Here is a 26,606-nt window from a genome sequence, read left to right on the forward strand (position 1 = left end):
TCAGAAGCCATGATCACGCCGTGACGTCGATGACCACCTTGCCGATCGCCTTGCGGTCGGCTACCAGCCGCAACGCCGCCCCGGTCTCGGCCAGCGGGAACCGTGCGCCGATGTAGGGCTGGATCACACCCGTCGCGAACATCTCCGTCAACTCCCGCATGTCGCGCGCCGAGTCGTGCGGGCGGTCCGTGACGAACGTGCGAATTTCCATGCCGCGGACCAGTATTCCCTTCAGAAGAACGAGGTTCAGCGGGATGGCCGGGATCGCTCCGGCGGCGTAGCCCAGCGTGACGAACGTCCCGCCGCGGGCCAGGGCGCGCAGTGCCGGCTCAGCGTAGCTCCCGCCGACCGGGTCGAGTACCACGCGGGCGCCGTCACCGGTGAGCTCGCGGATGCGGGTCTTGAGGTCCTCGCGGTCGTAGTCGACCGTGGCCTCGGCTCCGCGCTGGCGGCACAGCTCGAGTTTCTCCGGGCTCGACGCGGCGGCCAGCACCCGGGCCTTCATCGCGACGGCGAGATCCACCGCCGCCAATCCCACGCCGCCGGCGGCGCCGAGCACCACCACCCAGTCGTCCGGCCGGATGTCGGCGATTGACCGCAGCGCGTGGTACGCGGTGCGGTAGGTGACGCCGAACGCCGCTGCGGACGCGAAGTCCACGCCGTCGGGTATCGGCGTGACCATTGCTTCATGCAACAACGCCTGCTCGGCGAACGCCCCGACAAACGTTGTGGCCGAGACCCGTTGGCCCACGCGAATCGACACGCCGTCACCGACGGCGAGCACCTCGCCGGCCAGCTCGCTGCCCGGGGTGAACGGCGGCGGCTGCTTGACCTGATACTTGCCGTCGATCATCAGCACGTCCGGAAAGTTGACCGCCGCCGCGTGCACCCGCACCACCACTTGGCCGGGGCCGGGTACCGGGTCGGCGACCTCTTCCACGACAAGGTCTTCAGGCGGGCCGTAGGTGCGGCAGACTGCGGCGCGCATCAGCCGACTCCCAGCCCGCGGAGGCAGAACCGCACCAGATGGTCCACATCGGCGCGCCGGGGGCGCTGCGCGGAATCGAGGTAACGCCGCATCGCCGACACCGTGCACAGGAACACGGCGTCGGCGTCGCGGTCGACGTCCTTGCTGCCCAGCTCGGCGATCGGTTCGGTGAGCAGTTCGCGCATCGGGTGCATGATGGCGTCGTCGGCGGCCCGCCAGTCGGTGGTGGCCGAAACCTGGCCGGCCGCAGCGCGACTCATACTGATCAGATGCGGATCGGCGACCTGTGCCAGCGCGCCCTCGATCCAGCGCCGCACCTTGCCCGCCGGTGTGCGCTCCTTGGTCATCTGGTGTTGCAGATACGAGACCACGATCGCGACACCGCGCTCCATCACCGCGAGGATCACGTCGTCTTTGCCGGCGAAGTAGCGGTAGAACGCCTTGTTCGACGATCCGGCTTCGGCGACGATGTCGCTGACCCGCGGCGGCTCGGGCGCCACCCGTTCCATCACCCGGACCGCGGCGGCGAGAATCCGTTCGACCTCCTGGGTCGCTCCGCGCTGGCGCTCGTCGAGCGCGCGCTCGACGGCTGCGGTTGCTCTAGTGGTCAACGAGGGCACCGTATTTGGCGCGCAGGGCCTCGCGGCGAACGTCCAGCATCTCGCTGGGCCACTCCGCGCTCTCGGCCTCGACGCCCTTGAGCAACATGCGGGCCAGGTTGACCTTGTGTGCTTCGGTCGGCCCGTCGGCCAGGCCGAGGGCGATGCCGCCGAGCAGCACGTTGACCAGCGGCAGCTGGTCGGTCAGCCCGAGTGCACCGTGTACCTGAATCGCCCGCAGCGCAATGGATTTCAGCACCTGTGAGGCCAGGATCTTGCAGATGGCGATCTCGGCGCGGGCACTGTGTTCGTCGCCGCTGTCGATCAGCCATGCGGCGTGCAGCACGGTCAGCCGGAACGGCGTCAGCTCGGTGTAGGAGTCGGCGACGAACTCCTGTACCAACTGCTTGTCGGCCAACAACGTGCCTTGGGTGAAGCGGCTTTTCGCGCGGCGGGCCATCATCTCGACCGCTCGCTGCGCCATCCCGATCGAGCGCATCGCGTGGTGCAGTCGGCCGCCGGCCAGCCGGGTCTGCAAGATCAGGAAGCCCTGGCCGGGCTCGCCGAGCAGCGCGGAGGCGGGCACCCGCACGTCGTCGTAGTGCACCAGCGAATGGCCCGGCTCGTGCGCACCGGCGCCGACGAGATGATGGTTCGCCTCGACCTTCAGGCCCGGCGTGTCAGCCGGGATGAGGAACGTCGACGCACCGTGGTGCACCGCCACATCGGGATTCGTGATCGCGACGACGATGAAAAACGAGGCCACGGATGCGTTGCTGGAGAAGTACTTTCGCCCGGTGATGACCCAGTCGTCGCCGTCTTTGACGGCGCGCGTGGTGAAGACTCGCGGGTCGGCGCCGCCCTGCGGCTCGGTCATCGAGAAGCAGGAGAAGATCTCTCCGGACAGCAGTCCCGACAGGTAGCGGTCCTTCTGCTCCTGGGTGCCGAAGCGGGCGATGATCTCGGCGTTGCCGGTGTCGGGCGCCTGCGTCCCGAACACGATCGGCGCCCACGGGCTGCGGCCGAGGATTTCGTTGATCAGCGTCAGCTTGACCGCGCCGAAGCCCTGCCCGCCGAGTTCCGGGCCGAGGTGCGGCGCCCACAGGCCCTGATCGCGGACCCGTTGTTTGAGCGGGTCGACGATCTTGCGGCGCTGGTCGTTCAGCGGCAGGAACTCGCAGCCGGGGAACAACACCTCCAGCGGCTCGACCTCGTCGCGGACGAACTCGCGGATCCAGTCGAGTTTCTTCGCGAACTCGGGTTCGGTGGAGAAGTCCCACGCCATATCTCACGCTCCTAGTCAGGGAATGCCGCCATCGGCCCGCACGATCGAGCCGGTGGTGAAGCTGGACGCGTTCGACGCCAAAAACAAAGCGGCGCCGACGATTTCGACGGGATCGCCGGCCCGTTGCAACGACAGGCTGCCGAACGGGTTGTGCGTGGCTCGTTCGATGTTCCACGACTTGCTGACGTCGGTGAGGAACGGCCCGGCCATCAGCGTGTTGACTCGAACCTTCGGCCCGAGGGCGCGGGCGAAGCCCTCGGTCATCGCGTTCAGGCCTGCCTTCGACGACGCGTACGGGATGATGTCGGGCGTCGGCCGCAGCGAACCCGCCGTGCTGACGTTGATGATCGAGCCGCGACCGGCCGCCACCATCCGCTCGCCGACCAACGCGGACAACCGAAATGGACCTTTGAGGTTGAGGTTCACCACGGCGTCGAACAGCTTCTCGGAGACGTCGGTGAGGTTGTCGTAGACCGGCGACATGCCGGCGTTGTTGATCAACGTGTCGACCTTGCCGAATCGGTCGTAGACCGCGTCGACGAGGCCGTCGAGTTGATCCCATCGGCCGACGTGCACCTGATAGGGCATCGCCGTGCGGCCGGTCTCGCTCTCGATCTGCTCGGCGACGGCGACGCAGTTCTCCATCTTCCGGCTGGCGATCACCACGTCGGCGCCGCAGCGGGCCACGCCGAACGCCATCTCGCGGCCCAGCCCACGGCTGCCGCCGGTGATCAGAATCGTCTGGCCGGTCAGGTCGAAAAGCTGTTCGGCATAACTCATTTGCGCCGCTCCTCCTCCGAGCTTCGCTCGGCATCGTCGTCGGCGCGACTCATTTCAGTGACCCAGCCAACCCGGCCGCGGTGGTGATCAGTTGCGGGACCATCGCCCCGAACGCGTCCTGGATCTTCGGGTCGACCTTGCCGCTGCGCACACCAGCAGCGTAGGTCTTTTCCAGCACGATGCCGAGCTTCCAGTTGGCCAGCACCAGGTAGTAGTCGATGTTCTCGCAGGACAGGCCGCTGACCTGCTCGTAGCGCTCGAGCAACTCGCTGCGCGTCGGCATCCCCGTCATGTCGAGATAAAACCCGTCCTCCTTGGGGTTTTCGCCGTCGTAGCCCAGCAGACACCAGGCCAGGTCCAGCAATGGATCGCCGACCGTGGTCATCTCCCAGTCCACGATCGCGGCCAGCCGGGCCGGCCCGCCGTGGGCGAACATCACGTTGGCGAACTGGTAGTCGCCGTGCATGATGCCCGGTGTGTAGTGGGCGGGCCGGTTGGCGCGCAACCACTCCGCGGCCTCGTGCAGGCCGGGCAGTTCGCGCACGCGGTAGCTGTCCAGGAAGGCCAGCCACCGGTCGACCTGACGTTCGTGGAATCCGTCGGGTCGGCCGAATCCGGTCAAACCCTGTGCCTGCCAGTCCACTCGGCCCAGCTTGGCCGCGCCCTCGACGAGTTGGAAGGCCAGTCCGCGGCGAGCGTCCAGGTCGTCGTCGAACGGCGCCTCCCAGCCGCCGTCCATCGGGCTCCACCCGTCGATCGCCTGCATCACGTAGAACGGCTTACCGAACAGCTCGCCGCTGTCGTCGCCCGCGATCAACTCGGCGTGCGGAACGTCGGTGCCGCCCAACGCGCGAACCAGCCGGATCTCGCGCAACAACCCGTCGATGCGGGCGGCGTCGGCGCGGTCGCCCGGCATGCGCAACACCATGCGCTCGTCGCCGCGGTGAATCAGGTACAGGTTGTTCTGCGAGCCGCCGGACAACGTCTCGAGAACCGTTTCCTCGCCGGTGCCCGGAGCGCCGTTCGCGTCCAGCCAGCGTCCAAGGACCTCAGCGTCCAACATCTGCACACCCCAATCTCCAGATGGAGAATAGCATTCTCCGACGGCATCGCAAGGGGCACGAGGCGCGTGCAAGGCTGTCCGGATGCAGTTGCTTCTGGTCCGGCACGCGTTGCCGCTCCGCAGCGGCCCGGTTCCTGGGGGAGGGGGACGGGGCGCCGACCCGGACCTCTCCGACGAGGGCCGTGAGCAGGTGGCCCGACTCCCCGAGGCGCTCGTCCGCTTTCCGATCGCACGGGTGATCAGCAGCCCGCAGCGCCGTGCGGTGCAGACCGCGGAACCTGTCGCCGCGGCATGCGGGCTGGAGATCGAGATCGACGACCGCTTCGCCGAGTACGACCGGGAGCTGCCGGTCTACATCCCGATCGAAGAGATCCGGGCCGAGAATCCGCAGGAGTGGGCGCGGATGGCGGAGGGGCATCTCCCGAGCGCGGTCGACGAGGACGCGTTCCGGGCGCGGGTGCGAGCGGCCGTCGACAATGTGGTCGCTACCACCGAGCACGAGGACACCGTCGCGGTGTTCAGCCACGGTGGGGTGATCAACGTGGTGCTGCACGAGATCCTGGGCACCAGGCGGATCCTGTCGTTCCCGATCGACTACGCCTCGGTGACCCGGCTGCTGTTCTCCCGGTCCGGTCAGGCCAGCGTGGTGGCTGTCAACGGCACCGAACACGTATGGGACCTGCTGCCGCGAAACCGTCGAACCAGCCCTGATAAGAAGACGTCGTGACTCGCTCGAATCTCGAAGGGCTCAATCTCCTCGCCTTGGACAAACACCTGCGATCCGCGGGAGTGGCGCGCGATGGTGAGCTGACGGCGCAGCTGATCTCCGGCGGCCGCTCCAACCTCACGTTCCTGGTCGCCGACGACTCGTCGAAATGGGTACTGCGCCGCCCGCCGCTGCACGGGCTGACTCCCTCGGCGCACGACATGGCGCGGGAGTACACCGTGGTCGCGGGCCTGGCCGATACCGACGTCCCGGTGGCCCGGGCGGTCACGCTCTGCAGCGACGACTCGGTGCTCGGCGCGCCGTTCCAGATGGTCGAATACGTTGCCGGGCAGGTGGTGCGCAGCCGAGCCGAGCTGGAGGCGATGGGCGACCAGCACGTCATCGACGGGTGCGTCGACGGGCTGATCAAGGTGCTGGCCGACCTGCACGCCGTCGACCCGGCGTCGGTCGGTCTCGCCGACTTCGGTAAGCCCAGCGGATATCTGGAGCGCCAGGTCCGGCGTTGGGGCTCGCAATGGGAGCACGTGCACCTGCCCGGCGACGACCGCGACGCCGACGTCGCGCGCCTGCATCAGGCACTGCAGGACGCCATTCCCGAGCAGAGCCGAACGTCGATCGTGCACGGCGACTACCGGATCGACAACACCATCCTGGACGCCGACGACCCGACCCAGGTGCGCGCGGTGGTCGACTGGGAGCTCTCCACGCTGGGCGACCCCCTCAGCGACGCGGCGCTGATGTGCGTGTATCGGGACCCCTCGCTCGACCTGATCATCAACGCACACGCCGCGTGGACCTCGCCGCGATTACCGGTCGCCGACGAGCTGGCTCACAAGTATTCGGAGATCTCCGGACAACCGTTGGCGCACTGGAACTTCTACATGGGGCTGGCCTATTTCAAGTTGGCCATCATCGCAGCCGGCATCGACTTCCGCAGGCGGATGTCGCGTGGCGCTAACGACGCTGAAGACGCCTCCGATCGGGTCGGAGAAACCGTGGCGCCGTTGATCGCGACCGGGCTGGCGGAACTGCAGAAGGCCTGACTAGCGGCCGGACGCGAGCAGGTTCTTCTTCGCGGCGCGCCGCAGCTGGAAGATCCGCGCGGTGCCGACCAGCACGGTGACCAGCCCGCCGGCAACCGCTGCCAGCAAGAGCAAGACGCCCTGTGGCAGCGACAAATGCCAGCCGAAAAAGTTCACCCGTTGTTCGGACAGGTTCTGGACGATGAAGACCAGCAGGACGATCAGGATCAGGAAGCCCGCGATCAAGGAGGACCACACGCTGGCGGTCCGAGTGAATTTGACCGCCGTCGCGGGTGGCGCCGCAGGCTCCGGGGCCGGCGCGGGGTGCGCCAGCGACTCTTCGGGTGATACAGGCGGCTCGCTGCTCATAAATTCATCTTTACCCCTTGCCGGGGCAAAGGGAACCGATCTAGGCGGAAACGGGCATTAATGTCGGTGGCATGAGCATGCGGCGGCGGCGCGGGAACCGTGTCGCGGTATGGCTGACCGCTGTGTGCCTGACCGCCGCGGCCTGCGGCAGCTCCAACCCGCTGGGCGGGGCGTCGGGCGGTCCCAACTCGATCGTGGTCGGGTCGGCCGGGTTTCCGGAGTCCAAGATCGTCGCCGAGATCTACGCACAAGCGTTGCAGGCCAATGGTTTCAGCGTCGGCCGCCAAATGGGGATAGGTAGCCGTGAGACGTATATCCCTGCGCTGAAGGATCATTCGATCGATCTGGTGCCCGAATATGTCGGCAACCTGTTGCTCTACCTAGAGCCGGACGCCACCGCGACGATGCTCGACGATGTGGAACGGGAGTTGAGCCGACGCCTGCCGCCGGATCTGTCACTGCTGGCCCCGTCGCCCGCGTGCGACACCGATACCGTCACGGTCACCGCCGACACCGCCGCCAAATGGCACCTCAAGACCATCGCCGACCTCGCCCCGCATTCGGCCGAGGTGAAGTTCGCCGCGCCGTCGGACTTCCTCGTGCGACCCTCGGGCCTGAAAGGACTGCAACAGCGCTACGGACTGAACGTTTCGCCGGGCAACTTCGTGGCAATCAGTGACGACGGAGGTGCCGTCACCGTGCGCACCCTGACCGAAGGGAAGGTCAACGCGGCCAACATCTTCAGCACCTCGCCCGCGCTCCTGCAAGGCAACCTCGTGGCACTTGACGATCCACTACACAACTTCCTGGCCGGAAACATCGTCCCGTTGGTGAATACGCAGAAGAAGTCGGATCGGCTCGCGAAGGTGCTCGACACGGTATCGGCCAAGCTGACGACTCGCGAAATGGCCAACCTGAATGCCTCGGTGACGGGCAACGGTGGCGTCGACCCCGATCAGGCAGCCCGGAAATGGCTGCACGACAACGGCTTCGACCACCCGATCGAGAACGGACAATGATCAGCTTCCGCGACGTCCACAAGGTCTACGACGACGGCACCGTCGCCGTAGACCGGCTTAATCTGGACGTGCCGCCCGGAACGCTGACGGTGTTCGTGGGCCCGTCCGGATGTGGCAAGACCACGTCGATGCGGATGATCAACCGGATGGCCGAGCCGTCATCGGGGACCGTCGTGGTCAACGGCGAAGACGTCGCGGGTGTCGATCCGGTGCGGCTGCGCCTCGGCATCGGTTACGTGATCCAGGGCGCCGGGCTGATGCCGCACCAGCGGGTAATCGACAACGTCGCAACGGTTCCGGTGCTCAAAGGCCAGTCGCGCCGGGCCGCGCGCAAGTCCGCGTACGCCGTGCTGGAGCGGGTCGGCCTGGACGCCAAGCTGGCCGAACGCTATCCGGCGCAACTGTCCGGCGGCGAGCAGCAACGCGTCGGCGTGGCGCGCGCTCTGGCCGCTGATCCACCGATTTTACTGATGGACGAGCCGTTTTCGGCCGTCGACCCGATCGTTCGCCACGAGCTACAGCGCGAAATCCTGCGACTGCAAGCCGAATTGCACAAGACCATCGTGTTCGTCACGCACGACATCGACGAGGCCATCCGGCTGGCCGACCGGGTCGCGGTGTTCGGCCGCGGCGGCGTGCTGCAGCAATACGACGAGCCGGCCCGGCTGTTGTCGCGTCCGGCCAACGACTTCGTATCCCGGATGATCGGCGCCGGGCGCGGGTACCGCTGGTTGCAGTTCCTTGGCGCGACAAACCTTCCGCTGCATGATATTGCCACCATCACCGATCCTGCCGCGGTCAGCGAGGAGTTGCTGCGCGACGGGTGGGCGTTGGTAGTCAATCCCGATGGCGCGCCCTTGGGCTGGATCGACGTGAACGGCCTGCGCAAGCACCGCGGTGGCGCATCGCTGGACGACAGCGTGACCGCGGTGGGTGCGGTGTTCCGGCCCGGTGCCAACCTGAGCCAGGCGCTGGACGCCGCGCTGTCGTCGCCGGCGGCGATGGGTGTGGCCGTGGACGAAGCGGGCAAGGTCACCGGCGGAGTGTCGGCGGGGGATGTGTTGGCCGCGTTGGATTCTCACCGACGGAATTAACCGTGCACTATCTGCTGCATCACCTTCCAACCGCCTGGGCGTTGACCGTGATTCACCTGCGGCTGTCGCTGGTGCCGGTGCTGGCGGGCATGGTGCTCGCACTGCCGTGGGGTGTGCTGACGTGGCGAATCCCACCGCTGCGGCGGTTCACCACGGTCGCCGCCAGCGCAATGTTCACCATTCCGTCGCTGGCGCTGTTCGTGGTCCTGCCGCTGATTATCCCGACCAGGATCCTCGACGAAGCCAATGTCGTTGTCGCGCTGACGCTTTATACCTCCGCGTTGCTGGTGCGCGCGATCTTCGAGGCGCTGGATGCGGTGCCGTGGCAGGTGCGTGACGCCGCCATCGCCGTCGGATACCATCCGCTGGCTCGAATATTGAAAGTCGAACTGCCGCTGGCGATTCCAGTGCTGATCGCGGGTCTGCGGGTAGTGGTCGTCACCAACATCTCGATGGTGTCGGTGGGTGCGGTGATCGGTATCGGCGGTTTGGGCACCTGGTTCACCGAGGGCTATCAGGCGAACAAGAGCGACCAGATCGTGGCCGGCATCATCGCGATCTTCGTGTTGGCGGTGGTGATCGACGTCGCGCTGATGTTGGCCGGCCGGTTCGCCACGCCGTGGGAGCGGGTGTCGCGGCCGACTCGGCGGTTGCTGAAAGCTCCCGGGGGAGCGGTCGACGTGGGTGGCTCGCGATGAACTTCCTTACCCAGGCGCTGTCCTACTTGTTCACCGCCGACAACTGGTTCGGGCCGGTCGGCCTGGGGCAACGGACGGTGGAGCATCTGGAGTACACCGCTATGGCGGTGGCGGCCTCGGCGCTGGTTGCCGTCCCGCTCGGGCTGGTGGTCGGGCACACTCGGCGCGGCACGCTGGTGGTGGTCAGCCTGGTCAATGCGCTGCGCGCATTGCCGACGCTGGGTGTGCTGCTGCTGGCCGTGCTGCTGTGGGGCCTGGGCCTGATCCCGCCGATCGTCGCGCTGATGCTGCTTGGCATCCCGCCGCTGCTGGCGGGCACCTACGCCGGGGTGTCGGCGGTCGATCGCACGGTGGTCGATGCCGCACGCGCGATGGGCATGAACGAGCTACAGGTGTTGTTTCGGGTCGAGGTGCCCAACGCGCTGCCGCTGATCGTGGGGGGGTTGAGGACAGCGACGCTGCAAGTCGTTGCGACGGCGACGGTGGCCGCCTATGCGAGCCTCGGTGGGTTGGGGCGATACCTGATCGACGGCATCAAGGTGCGCCAGTTCCACATCGCGCTGGTCGGTGCGCTGATGGTCGCTGCGCTGGCGCTGACCCTCGATGGCGTGCTGGCGTTCGCGGTATGGGCGTCGGTACCGGGTACCGGGCGACTGCGCCGAAGGCCACACCACCAGACGTCGATATCTGTATTGCCGTCGCCTAACGTAGACCCGTGAGCCAAACGCTGTCAGACCCGACGGGCAACGCGTGGTCGACGATCCTGACCTGGCGCTCACAGGATCACCGGCGGATGGAATCGGTGCGGGTGCAGTTGTCGGGCAAGCGAATCAAGGCCAATGGCCGCATCGTCGCCGCCGCGACCGACAGTAACCCGGCCTTCGCGGCCTACTACGACCTGCTGACCGATGAAACCGGCGCAACCAAGCGACTCGGCATGACCGCCACGCTGGCCGAGCGGGAGCGGCAGCTCGTCGTCGCCCGTGACGACGAGAACGTCTGGCTGATCACCGACCACCAAGGCGACTCTCGCGCGGCCTATGAAGGCGCGCTCGACGTCGACGTGGTGTACAGCCCGTTCTTCAACACGCTGCCGATCCGCCGGATCGGACTCCACGAGCACCAGGACGCGGTCGCCGTGCCGACGGTCTACGTGAACCTGCCGGAGATGAGCGTGGCCGCGGCGACGGTCAGCTACAGCAACATCGGCGACGGCATGAAGGTGCATTCACCGGTGGCCGATGTCACGCTGACCCTCGACGCCGACGGGTTCATCGTGGATTACCCAGGCTTGGCAGAACGGATCTGATCACGCCGCCGGCGCGTCCGGCGGCCGCCAACTCACCGCGCCAATTCTCGGCGCCGACGAACACACCGACGATCTCCGGCCGCGAGAAGCTGTCGTAGCGGGCGCGGGCAGCATGCCCGCTCTCAACGAGGTCCGCAACGGAGTCGTTGTGCACCAACGACTTTCGGGCCTCGCTGAGCAGGTCGATGACCCGGTCCACGCGCGGCAGCAGTTGCGCGGCGTTGGCTTCGCACATGGCTCGCACCAGATCCGGCGCGCTGCCCGCGACCCGAGTGCCGTCCCGGAACGATCCCGCGGCCAGCGCGAACGCCAGCGGTACCTCTCCCGCCGTCACCGCCAGGGCCTCCGCCAGCAAGTGCGGCAGGTGCGAGATGGCCGCCGCGGCGGCGTCGTGCTCGTCGGATTTGGCCGGCACCACGACCGACCCGCAATCCAGCGCCAATTGCAGCACCGTCGACCACACGGCGGGGTCCACGTGGTCGTCCACGCTGATCACCCAGGGGGCGCCGACGAAGAGGCGGGCGTGCCCGGCTTCCCAGCCCGAATGCGCGGTGCCTGTCATCGGGTGTCCTCCGACGAAGCGCGCCTGCAGACCCGCGGCGGTGACCTCGTCGAGGACCGCGCCCTTGACGCTGGTGACATCGGTGAGCGGGCAATCGGGTGCGGTGTCGACGATGTGGCTGAGCAGGATCGGCAACGCCGGCATCGGCACCGCCATCACGATCAGCGCGCCGACATCCGCGGCGCGGCTCAGCACCGTGGTCAGATCCGTCGACGCGTCGAAACCGTCGAACCGCGCGGCCTGGGCGCCTTCGACCGAGCGGTTGTAGCCGAAGGCTTCTCGGCCGGCCTCGGTGGCGGCGCGCAGCAGCGAACCGCCGATCAGTCCCAGGCCCAGCACGCACACCGGTGTCTTGAAAACGGGAGAAGCCACGTGTCAAGGTTGGCATATCTGGCTGGGGACGCGACACCCGTTTGCTGGGCATGTGCTGGTCAACGGGCTTCCGCGCGACTAGCGTAGGCGCCCATGGGAGCACAGCGGGCGTCTGCGCAGGCCGATACGCCGGACGGATTCGGTGTGGCTGTCGTGCGCGAAGACGGCAAATGGCGTTGCTCAGCGATGGGGCCCAAGGTTTTGGTGAGTTTGTCCGAGGCCGAGACCGAACTGCGCGAGTTGCGTAGTGCCGGCGCGGTTTTCGGCCTCCTCGATGTCGATGACGACTTTTTTGTGATCGTGCGGCCGGCGCCGTCCGGCACGCGTTTGCTGCTGTCGGACGCGACCGCGGCCCTGGAGTACGACATCGCCGAAGAAGTGCTGGACAACCTCGACGCCGACATCGAGCAGGACGAGCTTGAAGACGCCGACCCGTTCGCCGAAGGGGATCTCGGGTTGCTGTCCGACGTGGGCCTGCCCGAGGCGGTGCTCAGCGTGATCCTCGACGAGACCGACCTCTACGCCGACGAGCAGCTGGGTCGCATTGCCCGGGAGATGGGCTTCGCCGACGAGCTGTCGTCGGTGCTCGATCGCCTTGGTCGCTGACGACGATCTGATTCGCACCGCGCTGGCGGTTGCCGCGACGGCGGGTCCGCGGGACGTACCGGTGGGTGCGGTGGTCGTCGCGGCCGACGGAACGGAGCTGGCCCGCGCGGTCAACGCCCGAGAAGCGCTGGGCGATCCGACCGCGCACGCCGAAATCCTGGCCATCCGGGAGGCCGCCCGGGTGCTGGGCGACGGCTGGCGGCTGGAAGGTGCGACGCTGGCCGTCACCCTCGAGCCGTGCACGATGTGCGCCGGAGCGCTGGTGATGGCGCGGGTCGGGCGGGTGGTGTTCGGGGCGTGGGAGCCCAAGACCGGCGCGGTGGGCTCGCTGTGGGACGTGGTCCGTGATCGCCGGCTCAACCACCGGCCCGATGTGCGCGGCGGCGTGCTGGCCGAGGAGTGCGCTGCGCTGCTGGAGGACTTCTTCGCCCGCCAGCGATTGGGATAGGGACGTGGGCGTTCGGTAAGCTCTCCGGCGGTGGCGTGTCCGAGCGGCCTAAGGAGCACGCCTCGAAAGCGTGTGACGGGTAACCCCCGTCCGAGGGTTCAAATCCCTCCGCCACCGCCAAAGCTATTACCCCGGCCACCGGCACGGGATTGTCTGCCTAGCTGAATCCGATTGTCCGACAGACGTTCTCACGTCATGGGGCCAAGACGATGTGGCCTTCCGGGAGTCGCGGTCCGGGTGGCCCCGGGGTGCCGTCACCATTGTCACTTCCGGCGTGCCCACCCCCGGAGCCGTCGCTGCCGCCGTTACCCGCGCCTGGTTGCGGTCCGACGGCTGGCGGTTCGACCACCTGTGGTGGAGGCGGCTGCACCTTCTGGGGCGGCGGTGCTTGTTTCGGAGCGGGTACCGGAGTCGCAACGGCCGGTGCAGGCAACTTCGTCACCAGGTCCGGCTGCGGCGGAATCATTGGCGGGTTCGGAATCGTCATTCCGGCGAGCACCACGTGACGCCCGTCGCTGGACCGTGACGCAGAAGCCAGATTTCCCCCGGCTCCCGGGCAGAAAGCCGTCACCGCGACCCTGACGAATCGGACCATCGTGCGGCGGTATTGGCCAAGGTCATGCGAGGGGTCTTCGGCGTAGCTGTAATTCGCCATCGTGTCGACCACCTGCGACGCGGGCTCCCCGCCCTGCAGCGCCGCACAAACCTGGTGGCCGTAGTCGATGACCGACGGGATGTTGTCGGCCGCGGGAACGCCGGCCTGAGCGAGCATCGCCAAGAAGTCGTCATCGCTGCCCGCATTCGCCTGAGGTGCCAGCGCAATAGCGGCACCGACAATTGGTCCGGCAATGCCGGCCAGAGGCAGGTGGATATGCGACGGATGTTTTGTCACTGTGGGCGGCGTGATATCGCGGTCGACCGCCGCAACGTAGGAGTTTGATAGAGCAGAATCTTCGGCAACGATCATGATCGCCTCGATCGAAAAGTGTGCAGTGCCAAATGTTTAGAGGCGTCGCGCCGTTCAGCTTCGCCCCTGCAACGCGCGTGCAGGCGCTTTTCTCGACCTGCCAGTCAGGTTAACGCTGAGTGAACATTATCAAACTAAAAGGTGAATAAATAGGACCCAATCCTGCTTTGGCCCGGGTGACTTTCTCTACGACATCTGCTCGGCGTCGAGTGTGTGGCTCGTAAAGGAATTTTCGTCTTTTCGCGAGCAAAAGCTGCACAGTCGACGGTCCAACTTGGCTCGTGACAGTCAGCTGCCCCCGTGCAGGCCGTCGCTGATGTCCTGTAGATCCCGGTTGATGCCCTGCAGATCGCCTTGAACCGCTTGCAGATTCGTCAGCGACTTCTGATACGTCTGTTGCGCCTGATCGTTGCCCGTCGACTCGAACTGCGGGCAGTAGGTGACGATGGCGGCGGTGGTGAAATCGGCGCTCTGCTGGGCATCCCAAACGGTCGACCGCTGTACGAACTGGGCGGCATCGGTGAAGTTGGCATCCCGCCCGAGGAAGTCGCACGCCGCATGCCCCTGCGTCGCGACGTAGTCGCGGTTGGGCACCGGCACGCCCTCGTGCTGCAAGACGTCGATCATCGCCGTTTCGGCAATCTCAGTTGGCGACGATGCCTTGGCCGGCGGGATCAACGGCGGGGCAGCCACCGGGACGGGTTGTTCCTCGGACACCGGGCTGCTCGGCGGCACGGTCGGCCGATGATGCCGGTGCAGCATGAACATCACCACCAGAACCGAGCCGAGCGCGAGCACCGACATCGGGACCGCCGCGCGCAGCGCCAGACGCAGTAGCCCAATCCGACGACGACGGCGCGGGCGCTCGAAGGTTTCCTCGAAGGGCGCCAGGATTTCGTCGAGAACCGCGGTGTCGCACAGCACCTCGACGGGATGCCCCAGGCGTTCGTCGAGAAGCGCGTCGACCTGTTGGCTGGACGGCCGCCCGCCGCGCTCGCGGATCGAGCGGAGCTCGGCTGCTACGCGGCGTAGTTCGGAGTCGATCGTCTCCCGATCGCGCATCCCACGAGCTTACGGCCAACTGCCGTATCGGATTACCGTTACCACCTGATCTCGCCGCAAATGGATCCGCGGATTCGCTGGCCGTGACTGACGGCAGCGCCTTAGATGAACTGATGGAACTAATGAGTCCCCTCGACTCGGTCTTCTTGACGATCGAGTCGCGTGAGCACCCCATGCATGTCGGCGGATTACAGCTTTTCCAGCCGCCGGAAGGCGCGGGTCCGGAGTTCGTCCGCGAAGCCCACGACCAGCTGGTCGCCAATCGTCACTTTCAGCCCACCTTCCGCAAACACCCCGCGTGGACGTTCGGCGGACTCCCGAACGTCGCCTGGACCTACGACGACCCCGACGACGTCGACGTCGAGTACCACGTGCGGCGCTCGGCGCTGCCGTCGCCGGGGCGGGTCCGCGAGCTGCTCGAGCTGACCTCGCGGTGGCACAGCGGCCTGCTCGACCGACACCGCCCACTGTGGGAAGCCCACTTTGTCGAAGGCCTGAACGACGGCCGGTTCGCTCTGTACAGCAAGTTCCACCACGCGCTGATCGACGGCGTCTCCGCCCTGCGGCTCATGCAGCGGACGCTGTCGGCCAGTCCCGAAGACACTGAGATGCAGGCGATTTGGGACCTGCCGCGACGCCACCGCGAACCCGAGAAGTCGAAGCGGCCGGGCCTGGGTCAGATCGCGGGATCCATTGCGGCATATGGGCCTTCGACGTGGGCGCTGGCCCGCGCCGCGCTACTGGAGCAGCAGCTGACCCTGCCGTTCGCCGCCCCCCGCACGATGTTCAACGTGCCGATCGGCGGCGCCCGACGGGTGGCCGCCCAGTCGTGGGGTATCGACCGACTCAAGAGCATCAAGGTCGCCGCCGGGGTGAGCTTCAACGACGTCATCCTCGGCATGTGCGCCGGCGCGCTGCGCTACTACCTGCAGGACGAGCATGCGTTGCCGGACAATCCGTTGATCGCGATGGTCCCGGTGAGCATGCGCTCCGAAGAGCAGGCCGACTCCGGAGGTAACCAGGTGGGCGCGCTGCTGTGCAACCTGGCCACCGACGTCGAAGATCCGGCCAAGCGGCTGGAAACGATCAGCGCGTCGATGCGGGGTAACAAAAAGGTGTTCGCCGAACTGCCGAGGCTTCAGGCGTATGCGCTGTCAGCGGCGCTGATCGCGCCGCTGGGGCTGTCATCGCTTCCGGGCCTCGTCCGGACGTCCCCGCCGCCGTTCAACATCGTCATCTCCAACGTGCCGGGGCCGACCGAGCCGATGTATTGGGGTGGCGCGCGACTGGACGGCAACTACCCGCTGTCGATCGCGCTGGACGGGCAGGCTCTGAACATCACGATGGTCAACAACGCGGACAACATCGACTTCGGCCTGGTGGGGTGCCGCAAGAGCGTGCCACATCTGCAGCGGCTGCTTGGTCACCTGGAAACCTCACTCAAGGATCTAGAACGCGCGGTCGGGGTGTGACTCCGTGCCCAAGCTCAGCGCGGGCCTGCTGCTGTATCGGCTGCAGGACGGCGTCGTCGAAGTCCTGATCGCCCATCCGGGTGGACCGTTCTGGGCGCGCAAGGACGACGGCGCCTGGTCGATCCCGAAGGGCGAGTACAGCCCGGGCGAAGATCCCTGGGCCGCCGCGCAACGTGAATTCGAAGAGGAGGTCGGGTCCGCGGCGCCGCCCGGCCCGCGCATCGAGTTGGCGCCGGTCAAGCAATCCGGCGGCAAGGTCGTCACCGCCTTTGCGGTCCGGGCCGACCTCGACGTTGCCGACGCCCACAGCAACACCTTCGAGCTCGAATGGCCAAAGGGCTCAGGCAAACTGAAATCCTTCCCCGAGGTCGACCGGCTCGAGTGGTTTACCGTCGCACAGGCCAGGGGCAAGCTGTTGAAGGGTCAGCTGGCTCTGCTCGACCAGTTGATGGCCGACCCGGGATTGGTCGATCTGCGGGAAGGCTGAACGGCTGGCGTATGTTCACAGTCTGCAGCCCCTGCGCACACTCGCCGGATGGATCGCCGAGGTTCTGGGGTAGCCTCGCCGTGAAAAAGTTTGCGCCGTCATGCTTTTGGCATTGGCTCCACGGCGATCATCGGAATGGTCCGCGACGGCGGACACGTCGTGCGTATCGTCGCCAGTGACTGGTGTAAGCCAGGGCTTGGGGCCATAGCACTCGGTGCTCGTCGCAATCGAGTTCTCTGGCATTCATCTCGACCCGGCGCGCTCCGATCTGGTATCGGTGGCACTGCGCGCGATCGAGCGCGGCGATGGGTTGCCGCCGCGGGCAGGGAAGGCAAAGCGGTATTCAAAGCCATCCTCGGCGCCGAACACCACTAGCAGGACACGGTAAGCGTGAACGTCTCGGCTTTCGGCCGGGTCGGCTGCGCGTTATTGAAACCCACTGCGGCACCGGTGATCTGGTAGGTCGGACCCGTCATCGTGACCGACGCCTCGCCCTGCCGCGCCCGCTCGTAGGAGCCGGTAAACCCGTCGATGTCGTGGAGCCGGACGAATTCGGCCGTCAGCTTCTCGGCGCGGGACAGCATCGCGCTGACGCGTGCTTCATGCAGGTCTACATGTATCTGCGTCATCCAATCGATCGATTCGCAGCGCACCGAATACGTGCTGCCGATCCGCTTGCCCTCGGCGGTGAGCGTCGCGGTGCCCGGCGGCAACGTCCCAGAGCCGGGCGCAGCGGCTCGACCGGGCGCGCAGCCGCTGAGGATCAGCACCGCCGCCGCGACGGCGCAGACGCATTTCTCCACGCAAACAAGCTAACCGTGCGCCGGCGCCGATCGCCTCGGCTTCTTGCAGCGACCGTAGCTACCTGCGATTTCTTTTACACCTGCACAATGCAAATATGTCTGCCACCAGTGTCGCCGGGCCGCAGGAACTTCTGCTGCAACTTCTGGACCCGGCCAACCGGGCCAATCCCTATGCGGTGTACGAGCTGTTCCGCGAGCGTGGGCCCTTGCAGATGCCGGATGGCAACCTGACGATCTTCTCGTCCTTCCGCGACTGCGACGAGGCGCTGCGGCATCCCGCGTCGTCGGTTGATCGGCAGAAGTCGACGATGGTGCAACGCTGGGTCGACGACGGCTCGACCCAGCGGCCGCAGGGCCCGCCGATGTTCCTGTTTCTCGATCCGCCCGACCACACCCGGTTGCGCAAACTGGTCAGCAAGGCGTTCGTGCCCAAGGTGGTCAACGAGCTGACGCCGCATATCACCGAATTGGTCGACGGGATGCTGGACGGGGTCGCCGAGCGCGGCCGCTTCGACGCCGTCGGCGATCTGGCGCAACCGCTACCGGTCACGGTGATCTGCCGGCTGCTCGGCGTGCCGATCGACGATCATGCCGAGTTCAGCCACGCCTCGGCGCTGCTGGCGCAGGCGCTCGACCCGTTCTTCGTGGCGACCGGCGAGCCGATGGAGGGGTTGGACAAGCGGATCGCCGCCGGCCAGTGGTTGCGCGGCTACCTACACGACCTGATCGAGCAGCGACGCAAACAGGCCGGCGACGATTTGATGTCACGGTTGATCGCGGTCGAGGAATCCGGTGACCAGCTGGCCGAAGACGAGATCGTCTCGACCTGCATGCTGCTGTTGATCGCCGGCCACGAGACCACGGTCAACCTGATCGCCAACGCGATGCTGGCGATGTTGCGCGAGCCGGCGCATTGGGCCGCGCTGGCCGCCGACGCGCAGCGCGCACCGGCGATCATCGAGGAGACGCTGCGCTACGACCCACCGGTGCAGCTGGTGGCCCGAATTGCGGCCGACGACATGACAATTGGCGACACCGACGTGGTCAGGGGTGACACCATGCTGCTGTTGCTGGCCGCCGCTCAGCACGATGCCGCCGAGTTCGACCAGCCGGCGATATTCGATCCCGACCGAAAAACGTTCCGGCACTTGTCTTTCGGTCGCGGTCTGCACTACTGCCTGGGCGCGCCGCTGGCCCGGCTGGAGGCTGCCGTCGCGTTGTCGGCGGTGACGTCACGCTTCCCGCATGCGCGGCTGGCCGGCGAACCGGTCTACAAGCCGAACGTGACGCTGCGCGGGCTGGCGTCACTGGACATCGCGATCTAGGTGCGCGGCTGAGGCGGACTCGTCGGGGTGAGCGCGATGACTGGGATGACGCGCGACGTCTTGGCCTCGTAGTCGGCAAACCCCGGATAGCGTTCGGCCTGCAGCGCGTACTTCTCGTCGCGCTCTTTGCCTTCCAATTCGGTGGCGTGCACGTCGACGATGTCGTCGCCGACTTCGATGCGAGCGTCCGGGTGAGCCTTGAGATTCCAGTACCAGGCCGGGTTCTTGTCGGCGCCGGCATACGACGCGAAGACGAGATACCGCTCGCCGTCGGGCTGATACATCATGATGTTGGTCCGCGGCTCGCCGCTCTTGGCTCCTACCGTGTGCAAGACGACCAGCGGCGCGCCCTCGAAGTTGCCGCCGACCCGGCCGTGGTTCGCGCGGAATTCGGCGATGTTGCGTTCGTTGAAGTCTTCGGAGTCAGTCACGTCACTCAGTCTCCCAGGCCGGGAACGATATCGCCGAGTCTGAACGTGACGGGGGTGTCGAGTTGCGCGTAGGTGCACGACGTGGGCTCGCGGTCCGGCCGCCAGCGATTGAACTGGGCGGTGTGGCGGAACCGCGCGCCTTCCATGTGGTCGTAACGCACCTCCACGACGCGCTCGGGCCGCAACGGCACGAACGACAGGTCCTTGCCGGCGTTCCAGCGGGAGAACTCGTTCTTGCGAGGCGTGCGCTCGCCGGCTTCGTGGGCGGCCCAGTTCCACGGGTGATCGTCGAAACTGGTTACCAGCGGCTGTAATTCAGCGAACAGCTGGCGTCGCTTGACCATCGGGAACGCGCCGATCACGCCGACCGACGCCAGCGTGCCGTCGTCGGAATAGAGCCCCAGCAACAGCGAGCCGATGGCGTCGTCGCCGGACTTGTGCACCCGATAACCGGCGACCACGCAGTCCGCGGTGCGCTCGTGCTTGATCTTGAACATGATCCGTTTGTCCGGCTGATAGGTGATCGACAACGGCTTGGCGATCACCCCGTCGAGTCCGGCTCCCTCGAACTCGTCGAACCAGCGCTGCGCGAGGGCGAGATCCGTCGTGGCGGGGGTGACGTGAAACGACGGGCCGACGCCGTCCAGCGCATCCACCAACGCGGCGCGGCGCTCGGTGAAGGGCTGGTCGGTGAAATCCTTGTCGCCGACGGCCAGCAGATCGAAGGCGATGAACGACGCCGGCGTCTTCTCGGCCAGCATCCGCACCCGCGAATCGGCCGGGTGGATGCGCTGTTGCAGCGCGTCGAAGTCGAGGCCGTGGTCGGTGGCGATCACGATCTCGCCGTCGACCACGCAGCGCCGCGGCAACTCGGCGATTGCCGCGGCGACCAGCTCGGGGAAGTAGCGGGTCATCGGTTTTTCGTTGCGGCTGCCGACCTCGACTTCATCGCCGTCGCGGAACAGGATCGACCGGAAGCCGTCCCACTTCGGCTCATAAGAGGCCTCCGGTGGGATCGCTTTCACCGATTTGGCCAGCATCGGCGAAACCGGCGGCATGACAGGCAAGTCCATAATCGGAGTATGGCAACGCCAGCGGAGGAAATCGACGTCGACGGGATCGCCGTCCGGCTGACCAACCCCGACAAGGTCTACTTCCCCAAGCTGGGATCGGGCGGCACCAAGCGCAAGCTCGTCGACTACTACCGCGCCGTCGCCTCCGGTCCGATGCTTGCCTCGCTGAAAGACCGGCCCACACATCTGCAGCGATTTCCCGACGGCATCGACGGCGAGGAGATCTATCAGAAGCGCATCCCGCAGCATCATCCCGACTACCTGAAGACCTGCCAGATCACGTTCCCGTCCGGCCGGACCGCGGACGCGCTGCGGGTGACCCACCCCGCCGCGATCGTGTGGGCCGCCCAGATGGGCACGATCACGCTGCACCCCTGGCAGGTCCGCTGCCCGGACACCGAGCACCCCGACGAGCTACGTGTCGACCTGGACCCGCAACCGGGCACCGGCTTCGACGAAGCGCGCAGCGTCGCGGTCGATGTCTTGCGGCCGCTGCTCGACGAACTCGGGCTGGTGGGCTATCCCAAGACGTCCGGCGGTCGCGGCGTCCACGTGTTCCTGCGGATCAAACGCGACTGGGATTTCATCCAGGTGCGCCGCGCCGGCATCGCGCTGGCGCGCGAGGTCGAGCGTCGCGCGCCCGATGCGGTCACGACATCGTGGTGGAAGGAAGAACGCGGCCGGCGGATTTTCATCGACTTCAACCAGAACGCCCGCGACCGCACGTTCGCGTCGGCATATTCGGTGCGGCGCACCCAGATTGCGACGGTGTCGATGCCGCTCAGCTGGGACGAGCTGGCGACCGCGAACCCTGACGACTACACGATCGCGACGGCGGCCGAGTTCGTGGCCAACCGGGACGACCCGTGGGCCGACATCGACACGAAAGACCAGTCGATCGAACCGTTACTGGAGATGGCCGCGGCCGACGAGGGGAACGGCCTCGGCGATCTGCCGTACCCGCCCAACTACCCGAAGATGCCCGGTGAGCCGAAACGTGTTCAGCCGAGCAAAGATACGGACCGCAAGAAGTAGCTACTGCAGCTTCTGCGCGACGAACGTCGCGGCCTGGTTCGTCGCGTCCGGGACGTAGCCCAGGTGCGCGATGATGCTGCCGCCCTCGGCGCAGATGTTGTCATTGGGCAGGCAGATGTCGATGGCCTTCGGGGTGTAATTCGGGTCGAGCGGCGGAATCTGGTTGTCCGCCAAGCCTTTTGCGTAGGTGCTCTGCGGATTACCGAACAAAGCAAGGGCGGCAATGTGACTGGCGTCTTGTGCGGGCAGCCGATGGCTGGTCAGGTCGGCTACGCCCGCGCCCTGCGAATAGCCGCCGATCACGACCTTGGTCTTCGGGCAGTTGGCGATGGTGCCCTGAACGTGGGCCACCTCGTTGTCGGCACCGAGCTTGGCGCTGTTGGCGTAGTCGGTGGTCGAGGGGTAGTCGACCGGGTAGAGGGTGATCGTCTTGCCGGGCAGCTGCGAGGTCAGCGAGTCGAAGAAGGCCTGCCCTGGGCCACCGGGGCCAACCGGCTCACCGGTGCCGCGGGCGAACACCACTTCGGCGTCCGGGCATCCGTCGGCCGCGGCCACGGGCGTACCGAGCGGAATGCTGAACAGGGTCAAGATCAGTGGTGTGCCAGCCATGATGCGCGCGATGGTGCGATTGGTCATGGCTAGATGTTGCCATCCTCCAACAATCTCAGCGGGTGCAGGCCGTCGACCGCGCCGACGAACGGCGGATGAATGCTGTAGCCGAGCATGCGCTGGATGTCGGCTGACACCGAGCGGGCGATGTCGCGGGATATCGACAGCGTGAAGGCTTCCATCGGACGCAGCCACGGCTGGCAGTACTGCGCGGTGATGGCCAGCCGGTCGGCGGTGGTGGTGTTCGCGCCGCCGCCATGCCAGAGCGTGCCGACGAAAAACACGCACGAGCCGGCGGGCATGACGACGGGCAGGGCCTCGTCGTCCGGGCCGGGACGGCGCTTGCCCCAGGTGTGGCTGCCCGGGTAAAGCACCGTCGCACCGTTGTCGGCGGTGAAGTCGTCAATGGCCCAGATCGTCGCGGCGGCCAACGGCTCTCGGGGGCGGGGGATCGGGTAGAAGCCGTCGTCGTGGTGGGCCAGCTGCGCGGACTCGCCAGGCTGGATGTTGATCGCCTGCAACGCCGACAGCAGATAGTTGGGCATCAGCAGCCGATCCAATGCGGCCAGTACCCGCGGATGGTCGACGACCGCATCGCACACCCGGGTCCGGCTCAGCACGCTGTAGATCCGCTGGGTCCGTCGCCCTTCGAACGAGTTGCGTCCGGTGTGCGCGAGCCAGGGCTTGACCTCATCGCGAATCTGGCCGCACTGCTCGGGGGTGAGGAGGTTTTCCCAGATGACGTAGCCGTCGCGGGCCAGCGCGGCCGCGTCGGCGTCGACCACTGCCGGGTCCACCGCGGAGCCACCGCTGGGCGTCCATTTATAGCGGAGGGCCAGGTCGGTGCGTAGGTCTTCCAGCGTCGTGACGGACTCGTCGTCGAGTTTCATGGGGCTTGTCCTTCGGCTATGAACACACAGTAAGCCGACCCCGCAAGGACGTCACGCATTCAGCGGATGGGGCTATAAAGAAAGGTGTGGCCGCCTTTTCGGACGTCATCAAATCCAAGTACCTGCTCCTGACCACCTTCACCAAGGACGGTCGCCCCAAGCCGACGCCCATCTGGGGTGTGCCGCAGGACGGCAAGCTCCTGGTGATCACCGACGACGGATCGTGGAAAACCAAGCGGATCAAGAACACGCCCCGGGTGACCATCGCCAAGAGTGGAGCGCTGGGCAAGCCGAAAGGCGACGCCGTCGAAGGTGTCGCCCGGGTGCTGCCGAAATCGGAGACCCATCGGGTCTACAACGCCGTCCTCAAGCGGTACTGGTACCACGCGCCGTGGTTCTACGTGCACTCGATCGTGCGGGGCGGTATCGACAAGGTTCACGTCGGCTTGGAGATCACACCGGCCGATGGTTAGCCAGTCTTCCCAGCCCCTGGGCGCAGCCGTAATCGGAGCGTTATAGTAGCCGCATGCGTCTTCATCGTCTGAGCCTCGCCGTTCGCGCCGGCCTCGTAGCGCTCGCGCTCAGTGCCGCCCCCGTGTCTGTGCCACAGTTCGCTCACGCCGATCCGCTGGGTCCGTGTGACGGATGCACATCGAACGACTCCACCGAGGACTTCCCGATCCCGCGGCGGATGATCTCGACGACCTGCGACGCCGAGCAACTGCTCGCCGCGGCCCGCGACTACTCGCCGGTGTACTACCAGCGCTACATGATCGACTTCAACAACCACCCGAACGTCAACCAGGCCGCCATCGACAAGGCGCACTGGTTCTACTCGCTCTCACCGGCGGACCGGCGTGGTTACTCGGCCAACTTCTACGCGCCTCAGGCCGATCCACTGTGGCTGGCGTGGCCCAACCACATGAAGATCTTCTGGAACAACAAGGGCGTCGTCGCCAAGGAAACCGAGAACTGCCAGAACTACCCCAAGGGTGACATGTCGCTCTGGCACTGGTCCTGACGGTTTAGACCTGATCATTGTCGGCCAGCAGGCCGACGCACGTCGCAGTGATCAGCCGCGTCAGCGCGGCGGTGAAGTCGATCTTCCAATCGGGCGGCACGTCGGGCCGCTTCGCATACTCGTCGGCAAGCCGCTTCGGTGGGTTGGCCATCTGCCACATCGGCGCCGCCAACGAATACGAGGCGAGCAGCACGTCGAAAGCACCCGAACGACCCAGCCGCGGCAGTGCGTTCTCGATCGCGTCGGTCAGCGAGATCACGGCGGCGTTGCTGATTTCCTTGAACTCGAGGACGCGTTCGAGCTCCACCTCGTGCTCGAGATGCAGATGCAGATTCGCCAGCAGGTCGCAGAACAGCGGGTCGTCGGCCAGACCTTGAGCCAGAGCCTCGGCCACCCGGGCCGGCGACAGGGGACCGGGCTGTCGCAGGCTTTCGCACACGGTATCCGAGAACCTGGCCCACCCCTCGGCCGCCAGATTCAGCAGCACCTCTTTGTGTGAGGTGAAGTAGCGCCGCACCGCGGAGTAGTGCACCCCCGCACGGGTTGCAACGTCGGTCAGGGTGACCGAGGCTACGCCGGATTCCAGCGCCAGCGAGCGCGCGGCTTCGACAAGCGCCGCGGCCCGCTGACGCTTCTTGTCTTCGGTGCGGGCACGCTGGAACGAGAGCTGCGGCACCGCGCGAGGATAGCGCACACGGACGCATTGCGGGCCGCTCTAGAACCCGGTACCGTCCGCTTACGCACATAGCATGCGTTATGGCTGAAGCGCAGTTCCGGACGGGTGAGGAGTCGACAATCCGGGTGGTGGGCGTGGTTTACTCGTCGGGGTCTGGCAATGCCGTGAGGCCCACGCAAGCGCCCTGAGGCGCCCCGCCGATCGGTGGGTACATATCGTCGAGTAATTGAGACGTGGCCGACCAGGAAAGCGGCAGTGGGTGAAGGGGTTTTCGATTTTCAGGGTGCTGGAGCGGACGTGGATTCCGCTCGTGATTGCGATGGTGGTGGGGCTCGGCGGTTTCACCGTGTTCCGCATCCACGGTCTCTTCGGCTCCGAGAAGCGTCCCTCGTACTCCGACAGCGCGACCGACGACAGCAAGCCGTTCAATCCGAAGCGGATCACCTACGAGGTGTTCGGCCCGCCGGGGACCACCGCCGACATCAGCTACTTCGACACCAACGCCGACCCGCAGCATGTGGACAACGCGCAGCTGCCCTGGACACTCAACATGACGACGAAAGCCGCGTCTGTCGTGGGAAACATCGTGGCGCAAGGCAACAGCAACACCCTGGGCTGCCGGATCATCATCGATGACGTGGTCAAGGCCGAGCGGATTTCGCACGAGGTGAACGCCTTTACCTATTGCGTTCTCAAGGGCGCATGACCAGCCATCAGACGAACGTCGCGGACACCCAACCGCCACGGGCCCCGCGACTGATCCGTCGGTTCGCGGTGCCGATCATCCTCGCGTGGATCGGTCTGATCGTCCTGATGACCGTGGCCGTGCCGCCGCTGGAGAAAGTCGCCGAAGAACGCCAGGTTTCCTTGAGCCCCAAGGATGCGCCGTCGGTGCAGGCGATGGAGGAGACCGGCAAGAAGTTCAAGGAGTCCGACTCTGACAACTTCGCGATGCTGGTGATCGAGGGTAACGACAAGCTCGGCGACGACGCCCACCGCTACTACGACAGCATCATCAAGCAACTTCGGGCCGACCCGACGCACATCCAGCACGTACAGGACTTCTGGGGCGATCCGCTTACCGCACCGGGCGCCCAAAGCCCGGACGGCAAAGCGGTATACGTCCAACTCAACCTTGCCGGCAACCAGGGCACGACGCTCGCGGAGCAGTCGATCGAGGCGGTCCGCAAAATCGTCGACCGGACGCCACCACCCAAAGGTGTGACCACTTATGTGACCGGTCCCTCGGCGCTGGTGTCGGACATGCACCACAGCGGCGACAGCACGCTGGTCAAGATCACCATGGTGACGATGCTGGTGATCTTGACCATGCTGCTGTTGGTGTACCGCTCCGTGTGGACAGTGGTGCTGCTGCTGATGACGGTGTTCATCGAATTAACCGCTGCCAGAGGAATAGTCGCGTTTCTCGGCTATCACCAATTGATCGGTCTGTCGACGTTCGCGGTGAACCTGTTGGTATCACTGGGAATTGCCGCGGGCACCGACTACGCGATCTTCTTCTTCGGTCGCTATCAAGAGGCGCGCCAGCACGGTGAGACTCGCGAGGCCGCGTTCTATACGACGTACCGCGGCGTTGCCCACGTGGTGCTGGCGTCGGGTCTGACGATCGCGGGCGCCACCTTCTGCCTGAGCTTCTGCCGGATGCCGTACTTCCAAACCATCGGTGTCCCTTGCGCGGTCGGCATGGTCGTCGCGGTCGCGGTGGCGTTGACCCTGGTGCCGGCCGTCATCGTGGTCGGCGGTCGCTTCGGTTTGTTCGATCCGCAGCGGCGAATCTCCACGCGTGGCTGGCG

The 26,606-nt window shown here is 66.3% G+C and carries 32 protein-coding genes and 1 tRNA gene; 18 read left to right on the plus strand and 15 right to left on the minus strand.

Annotated features, from left to right (window positions below):
- Window positions 1-13: 13 nt before the first annotated feature.
- From A5658_RS03340 to A5658_RS03360, 5 genes are read right to left on the minus strand one after another with little or no spacing between them, the layout of a single operon-like run.
- On the minus strand, window positions 14-988 hold the full coding sequence (locus tag A5658_RS03340; RefSeq protein WP_067331108.1) for an NADPH:quinone oxidoreductase family protein: 975 nt from the start codon (window positions 986-988) through the stop codon (window positions 14-16).
- The gene (locus tag A5658_RS03345; protein ID WP_369830477.1) at window positions 988-1,599 is read right to left on the minus strand and encodes a TetR/AcrR family transcriptional regulator; all 612 of its coding nucleotides are present in this window, start codon (window positions 1,597-1,599) and stop codon (window positions 988-990) included. The genes A5658_RS03340 and A5658_RS03345 overlap by 1 nt, the downstream gene beginning before the upstream one ends.
- Window positions 1,589-2,872 (minus strand): acyl-CoA dehydrogenase family protein, encoded by a 1,284-nt coding sequence (locus A5658_RS03350; protein WP_067331114.1) that lies wholly within the window; start codon window positions 2,870-2,872, stop codon window positions 1,589-1,591. Before A5658_RS03350 ends, A5658_RS03345 begins: the two co-directional genes overlap by 11 nt.
- Before the next feature lie 15 nt (window positions 2,873-2,887).
- Window positions 2,888-3,652 carry an SDR family NAD(P)-dependent oxidoreductase gene (locus A5658_RS03355; RefSeq protein WP_067331116.1) on the minus strand — a complete coding sequence of 255 codons (765 nt, stop codon included), beginning with the start codon at window positions 3,650-3,652 and terminating at the stop codon, window positions 2,888-2,890.
- Between the two features lie 49 nt (window positions 3,653-3,701).
- Window positions 3,702-4,715, minus strand: coding sequence for a phosphotransferase family protein (locus A5658_RS03360; RefSeq protein ID WP_067331200.1), 1,014 nt, complete (start codon window positions 4,713-4,715; stop codon window positions 3,702-3,704).
- Between the two features lie 82 nt (window positions 4,716-4,797).
- Between A5658_RS03360 and A5658_RS03365 the strand changes: the two genes are divergently transcribed.
- Both A5658_RS03365 and A5658_RS03370 read left to right on the plus strand, forming a co-directional pair.
- Complete coding sequence (locus A5658_RS03365) at window positions 4,798-5,442, plus strand: histidine phosphatase family protein (protein WP_067331118.1); 645 nt, start codon at window positions 4,798-4,800, stop codon at window positions 5,440-5,442.
- Entirely contained in the window at window positions 5,439-6,485 is a 1,047-nt protein-coding gene (locus A5658_RS03370; protein WP_067331121.1) for a phosphotransferase family protein, read from the plus strand. Before A5658_RS03365 ends, A5658_RS03370 begins: the two co-directional genes overlap by 4 nt.
- Here the strand turns inward: A5658_RS03370 and A5658_RS03375 are convergent, their stop codons facing one another.
- Complete coding sequence (locus A5658_RS03375) at window positions 6,486-6,833, minus strand: lipopolysaccharide assembly LapA domain-containing protein (RefSeq protein ID WP_067331124.1); 348 nt, start codon at window positions 6,831-6,833, stop codon at window positions 6,486-6,488.
- Between the two features lie 77 nt (window positions 6,834-6,910).
- Between A5658_RS03375 and A5658_RS03380 the strand changes: the two genes are divergently transcribed.
- From A5658_RS03380 to A5658_RS03400, 5 genes are all read left to right on the plus strand, one after another.
- Window positions 6,911-7,852, plus strand: a complete 942-nt coding sequence (locus tag A5658_RS03380) for an ABC transporter substrate-binding protein (RefSeq protein WP_304442067.1) — start codon at window positions 6,911-6,913, stop codon at window positions 7,850-7,852.
- Window positions 7,849-8,946 (plus strand): ABC transporter ATP-binding protein, encoded by a 1,098-nt coding sequence (locus tag A5658_RS03385; protein ID WP_067331128.1) that lies wholly within the window; start codon window positions 7,849-7,851, stop codon window positions 8,944-8,946. Before A5658_RS03380 ends, A5658_RS03385 begins: the two co-directional genes overlap by 4 nt.
- 2 nt (window positions 8,947-8,948) lie before the next feature.
- Window positions 8,949-9,644, plus strand: a complete 696-nt coding sequence (locus tag A5658_RS03390; RefSeq protein WP_067331130.1) for an ABC transporter permease — start codon at window positions 8,949-8,951, stop codon at window positions 9,642-9,644.
- Complete coding sequence (locus A5658_RS03395; protein ID WP_067331132.1) at window positions 9,641-10,363, plus strand: ABC transporter permease; 723 nt, start codon at window positions 9,641-9,643, stop codon at window positions 10,361-10,363. Before A5658_RS03390 ends, A5658_RS03395 begins: the two co-directional genes overlap by 4 nt.
- Before the next feature lie 74 nt (window positions 10,364-10,437).
- Window positions 10,438-10,953, plus strand: a complete 516-nt coding sequence (locus A5658_RS03400; protein WP_231997196.1) for a putative glycolipid-binding domain-containing protein — start codon at window positions 10,438-10,440, stop codon at window positions 10,951-10,953.
- Here A5658_RS03400 and A5658_RS03405 read toward each other — a convergent pair.
- Window positions 10,916-11,860, minus strand: a complete 945-nt coding sequence (locus A5658_RS03405) for a prephenate dehydrogenase (RefSeq protein WP_197503030.1) — start codon at window positions 11,858-11,860, stop codon at window positions 10,916-10,918. The two genes, A5658_RS03400 and A5658_RS03405, sit on opposite strands and share 38 nt — an antisense overlap.
- Before the next feature lie 120 nt (window positions 11,861-11,980).
- Between A5658_RS03405 and A5658_RS03410 the strand changes: the two genes are divergently transcribed.
- The 3 genes from A5658_RS03410 (at window position 11,981) to A5658_RS03420 (ending at window position 13,061) form a co-directional block, all read left to right on the plus strand.
- Window positions 11,981-12,493 carry a tRNA adenosine deaminase-associated protein gene (locus tag A5658_RS03410; RefSeq protein WP_067331136.1) on the plus strand — a complete coding sequence of 171 codons (513 nt, stop codon included), beginning with the start codon at window positions 11,981-11,983 and terminating at the stop codon, window positions 12,491-12,493.
- The gene (locus A5658_RS03415) at window positions 12,483-12,941 is read left to right on the plus strand and encodes a nucleoside deaminase (protein ID WP_067331138.1); all 459 of its coding nucleotides are present in this window, start codon (window positions 12,483-12,485) and stop codon (window positions 12,939-12,941) included. Before A5658_RS03410 ends, A5658_RS03415 begins: the two co-directional genes overlap by 11 nt.
- Before the next feature lie 29 nt (window positions 12,942-12,970).
- Window positions 12,971-13,061: transfer RNA gene (locus A5658_RS03420), tRNA-Ser, on the plus strand.
- 73 nt (window positions 13,062-13,134) lie between these two features.
- On the opposite strand, the gene A5658_RS03425 is transcribed toward A5658_RS03420, so the two are convergent.
- Together A5658_RS03425 and A5658_RS03430 are read right to left on the minus strand one after the other, a co-directional pair.
- Window positions 13,135-13,833, minus strand: coding sequence for a DUF732 domain-containing protein (locus A5658_RS03425; RefSeq protein ID WP_197503028.1), 699 nt, complete (start codon window positions 13,831-13,833; stop codon window positions 13,135-13,137).
- A 363-nt stretch (window positions 13,834-14,196) separates the two neighbouring features.
- Window positions 14,197-14,970, minus strand: a complete 774-nt coding sequence (locus tag A5658_RS03430; RefSeq protein WP_067331142.1) for a DUF732 domain-containing protein — start codon at window positions 14,968-14,970, stop codon at window positions 14,197-14,199.
- A gap of 113 nt (window positions 14,971-15,083) precedes the next feature.
- On the opposite strand from A5658_RS03430, the gene A5658_RS03435 reads away from it, so the two are divergent.
- Both A5658_RS03435 and A5658_RS03440 read left to right on the plus strand, forming a co-directional pair.
- Window positions 15,084-16,442, plus strand: a complete 1,359-nt coding sequence (locus A5658_RS03435) for a wax ester/triacylglycerol synthase family O-acyltransferase (RefSeq protein WP_067331144.1) — start codon at window positions 15,084-15,086, stop codon at window positions 16,440-16,442.
- Window positions 16,443-16,446: 4 nt separating this feature from the next.
- A complete protein-coding gene (locus A5658_RS03440) occupies window positions 16,447-16,929 on the plus strand; it encodes an NUDIX domain-containing protein (RefSeq protein ID WP_067331147.1) in 483 nt (160 codons plus the stop codon).
- A gap of 371 nt (window positions 16,930-17,300) precedes the next feature.
- On the opposite strand, the gene A5658_RS03445 is transcribed toward A5658_RS03440, so the two are convergent.
- A complete protein-coding gene (locus A5658_RS03445) occupies window positions 17,301-17,732 on the minus strand; it encodes a lipoprotein LpqH (protein ID WP_067331149.1) in 432 nt (143 codons plus the stop codon).
- 95 nt (window positions 17,733-17,827) lie between these two features.
- Here A5658_RS03445 and A5658_RS03450 point away from each other — a divergent pair, with 95 nt between their 5' ends.
- Window positions 17,828-19,057 carry a cytochrome P450 gene (locus A5658_RS03450; protein WP_067331151.1) on the plus strand — a complete coding sequence of 410 codons (1,230 nt, stop codon included), beginning with the start codon at window positions 17,828-17,830 and terminating at the stop codon, window positions 19,055-19,057.
- On the opposite strand, the gene A5658_RS03455 is transcribed toward A5658_RS03450, so the two are convergent.
- Both A5658_RS03455 and A5658_RS03460 read right to left on the minus strand, forming a co-directional pair.
- Window positions 19,054-19,488, minus strand: coding sequence for a nitroreductase family deazaflavin-dependent oxidoreductase (locus A5658_RS03455; protein WP_067331153.1), 435 nt, complete (start codon window positions 19,486-19,488; stop codon window positions 19,054-19,056). The genes A5658_RS03450 and A5658_RS03455 overlap by 4 nt on opposite strands.
- A 5-nt stretch (window positions 19,489-19,493) precedes the next feature.
- Window positions 19,494-20,561, minus strand: coding sequence for an ATP-dependent DNA ligase (locus A5658_RS03460; protein WP_067331155.1), 1,068 nt, complete (start codon window positions 20,559-20,561; stop codon window positions 19,494-19,496).
- Window positions 20,562-20,570: 9 nt separating this feature from the next.
- On the opposite strand from A5658_RS03460, the gene ligD reads away from it, so the two are divergent.
- A complete protein-coding gene (ligD, locus tag A5658_RS03465) occupies window positions 20,571-21,596 on the plus strand; it encodes a non-homologous end-joining DNA ligase (RefSeq protein WP_067331157.1) in 1,026 nt (341 codons plus the stop codon).
- Here ligD and A5658_RS03470 read toward each other — a convergent pair whose 3' ends face one another.
- Together A5658_RS03470 and A5658_RS03475 are read right to left on the minus strand one after the other, a co-directional pair.
- Window positions 21,597-22,232 (minus strand): cutinase family protein, encoded by a 636-nt coding sequence (locus A5658_RS03470; protein WP_067331159.1) that lies wholly within the window; start codon window positions 22,230-22,232, stop codon window positions 21,597-21,599.
- Between the two features lie 2 nt (window positions 22,233-22,234).
- Window positions 22,235-23,095, minus strand: coding sequence for a phytanoyl-CoA dioxygenase family protein (locus A5658_RS03475; protein ID WP_067331161.1), 861 nt, complete (start codon window positions 23,093-23,095; stop codon window positions 22,235-22,237).
- Window positions 23,096-23,181: 86 nt separating this feature from the next.
- Between A5658_RS03475 and A5658_RS03480 the strand changes: the two genes are divergently transcribed.
- Both A5658_RS03480 and A5658_RS03485 read left to right on the plus strand, forming a co-directional pair.
- Window positions 23,182-23,568 carry a PPOX class F420-dependent oxidoreductase gene (locus A5658_RS03480; protein WP_067331163.1) on the plus strand — a complete coding sequence of 129 codons (387 nt, stop codon included), beginning with the start codon at window positions 23,182-23,184 and terminating at the stop codon, window positions 23,566-23,568.
- Between the two features lie 53 nt (window positions 23,569-23,621).
- On the plus strand, window positions 23,622-24,116 hold the full coding sequence (locus A5658_RS03485) for a DUF5078 domain-containing protein (protein WP_082992921.1): 495 nt from the start codon (window positions 23,622-23,624) through the stop codon (window positions 24,114-24,116).
- A 4-nt stretch (window positions 24,117-24,120) separates the two neighbouring features.
- Here the strand turns inward: A5658_RS03485 and A5658_RS03490 are convergent, their stop codons facing one another.
- Complete coding sequence (locus A5658_RS03490; RefSeq protein WP_067331165.1) at window positions 24,121-24,810, minus strand: TetR family transcriptional regulator; 690 nt, start codon at window positions 24,808-24,810, stop codon at window positions 24,121-24,123.
- A 265-nt stretch (window positions 24,811-25,075) separates the two neighbouring features.
- Here A5658_RS03490 and A5658_RS03495 point away from each other — a divergent pair, with 265 nt between their 5' ends.
- On the plus strand, window positions 25,076-25,498 hold the full coding sequence (locus A5658_RS03495) for an MmpS family protein (protein WP_067331167.1): 423 nt from the start codon (window positions 25,076-25,078) through the stop codon (window positions 25,496-25,498).
- Window positions 25,495-26,606: MMPL family transporter (locus tag A5658_RS03500; protein WP_156751239.1), on the plus strand; the 1,112-nt coding region annotated here is incomplete at its 3' end. The genes A5658_RS03495 and A5658_RS03500, both read left to right, overlap by 4 nt.

The organism is Mycobacterium sp. 1245111.1 (genome assembly GCF_001673405.1).
Taxonomy (GTDB): domain Bacteria; phylum Actinomycetota; class Actinomycetes; order Mycobacteriales; family Mycobacteriaceae; genus Mycobacterium.

Coding starts and splice junctions, on each gene's coding strand:
- A5658_RS03475 (WP_067331161.1), bottom strand. CDS start 23,095: ATGAAACTCGACGACGAGTCCGTCACGACGCTGGAAGACCTACGCACC.
- A5658_RS03395 (WP_067331132.1), top strand. CDS start 9,641: ATGAACTTCCTTACCCAGGCGCTGTCCTACTTGTTCACCGCCGACAAC.
- A5658_RS03485 (WP_082992921.1), top strand. CDS start 23,622: ATGCGTCTTCATCGTCTGAGCCTCGCCGTTCGCGCCGGCCTCGTAGCG.
- A5658_RS03410 (WP_067331136.1), top strand. CDS start 11,981: ATGGGAGCACAGCGGGCGTCTGCGCAGGCCGATACGCCGGACGGATTC.
- A5658_RS03450 (WP_067331151.1), top strand. CDS start 17,828: ATGTCTGCCACCAGTGTCGCCGGGCCGCAGGAACTTCTGCTGCAACTT.
- A5658_RS03350 (WP_067331114.1), bottom strand. CDS start 2,872: ATGGCGTGGGACTTCTCCACCGAACCCGAGTTCGCGAAGAAACTCGAC.
- A5658_RS03435 (WP_067331144.1), top strand. CDS start 15,084: ATGGAACTAATGAGTCCCCTCGACTCGGTCTTCTTGACGATCGAGTCG.
- A5658_RS03460 (WP_067331155.1), bottom strand. CDS start 20,561: ATGGACTTGCCTGTCATGCCGCCGGTTTCGCCGATGCTGGCCAAATCG.
- A5658_RS03365 (WP_067331118.1), top strand. CDS start 4,798: ATGCAGTTGCTTCTGGTCCGGCACGCGTTGCCGCTCCGCAGCGGCCCG.
- A5658_RS03385 (WP_067331128.1), top strand. CDS start 7,849: ATGATCAGCTTCCGCGACGTCCACAAGGTCTACGACGACGGCACCGTC.
- A5658_RS03340 (WP_067331108.1), bottom strand. CDS start 988: ATGCGCGCCGCAGTCTGCCGCACCTACGGCCCGCCTGAAGACCTTGTC.
- A5658_RS03470 (WP_067331159.1), bottom strand. CDS start 22,232: ATGACCAATCGCACCATCGCGCGCATCATGGCTGGCACACCACTGATC.
- A5658_RS03360 (WP_067331200.1), bottom strand. CDS start 4,715: ATGTTGGACGCTGAGGTCCTTGGACGCTGGCTGGACGCGAACGGCGCT.
- A5658_RS03375 (WP_067331124.1), bottom strand. CDS start 6,833: ATGAGCAGCGAGCCGCCTGTATCACCCGAAGAGTCGCTGGCGCACCCC.
- A5658_RS03380 (WP_304442067.1), top strand. CDS start 6,911: ATGCGGCGGCGGCGCGGGAACCGTGTCGCGGTATGGCTGACCGCTGTG.
- A5658_RS03430 (WP_067331142.1), bottom strand. CDS start 14,970: ATGCGCGATCGGGAGACGATCGACTCCGAACTACGCCGCGTAGCAGCC.
- A5658_RS03400 (WP_231997196.1), top strand. CDS start 10,438: ATGGAATCGGTGCGGGTGCAGTTGTCGGGCAAGCGAATCAAGGCCAAT.
- A5658_RS03355 (WP_067331116.1), bottom strand. CDS start 3,652: ATGAGTTATGCCGAACAGCTTTTCGACCTGACCGGCCAGACGATTCTG.
- ligD (WP_067331157.1), top strand. CDS start 20,571: ATGGCAACGCCAGCGGAGGAAATCGACGTCGACGGGATCGCCGTCCGG.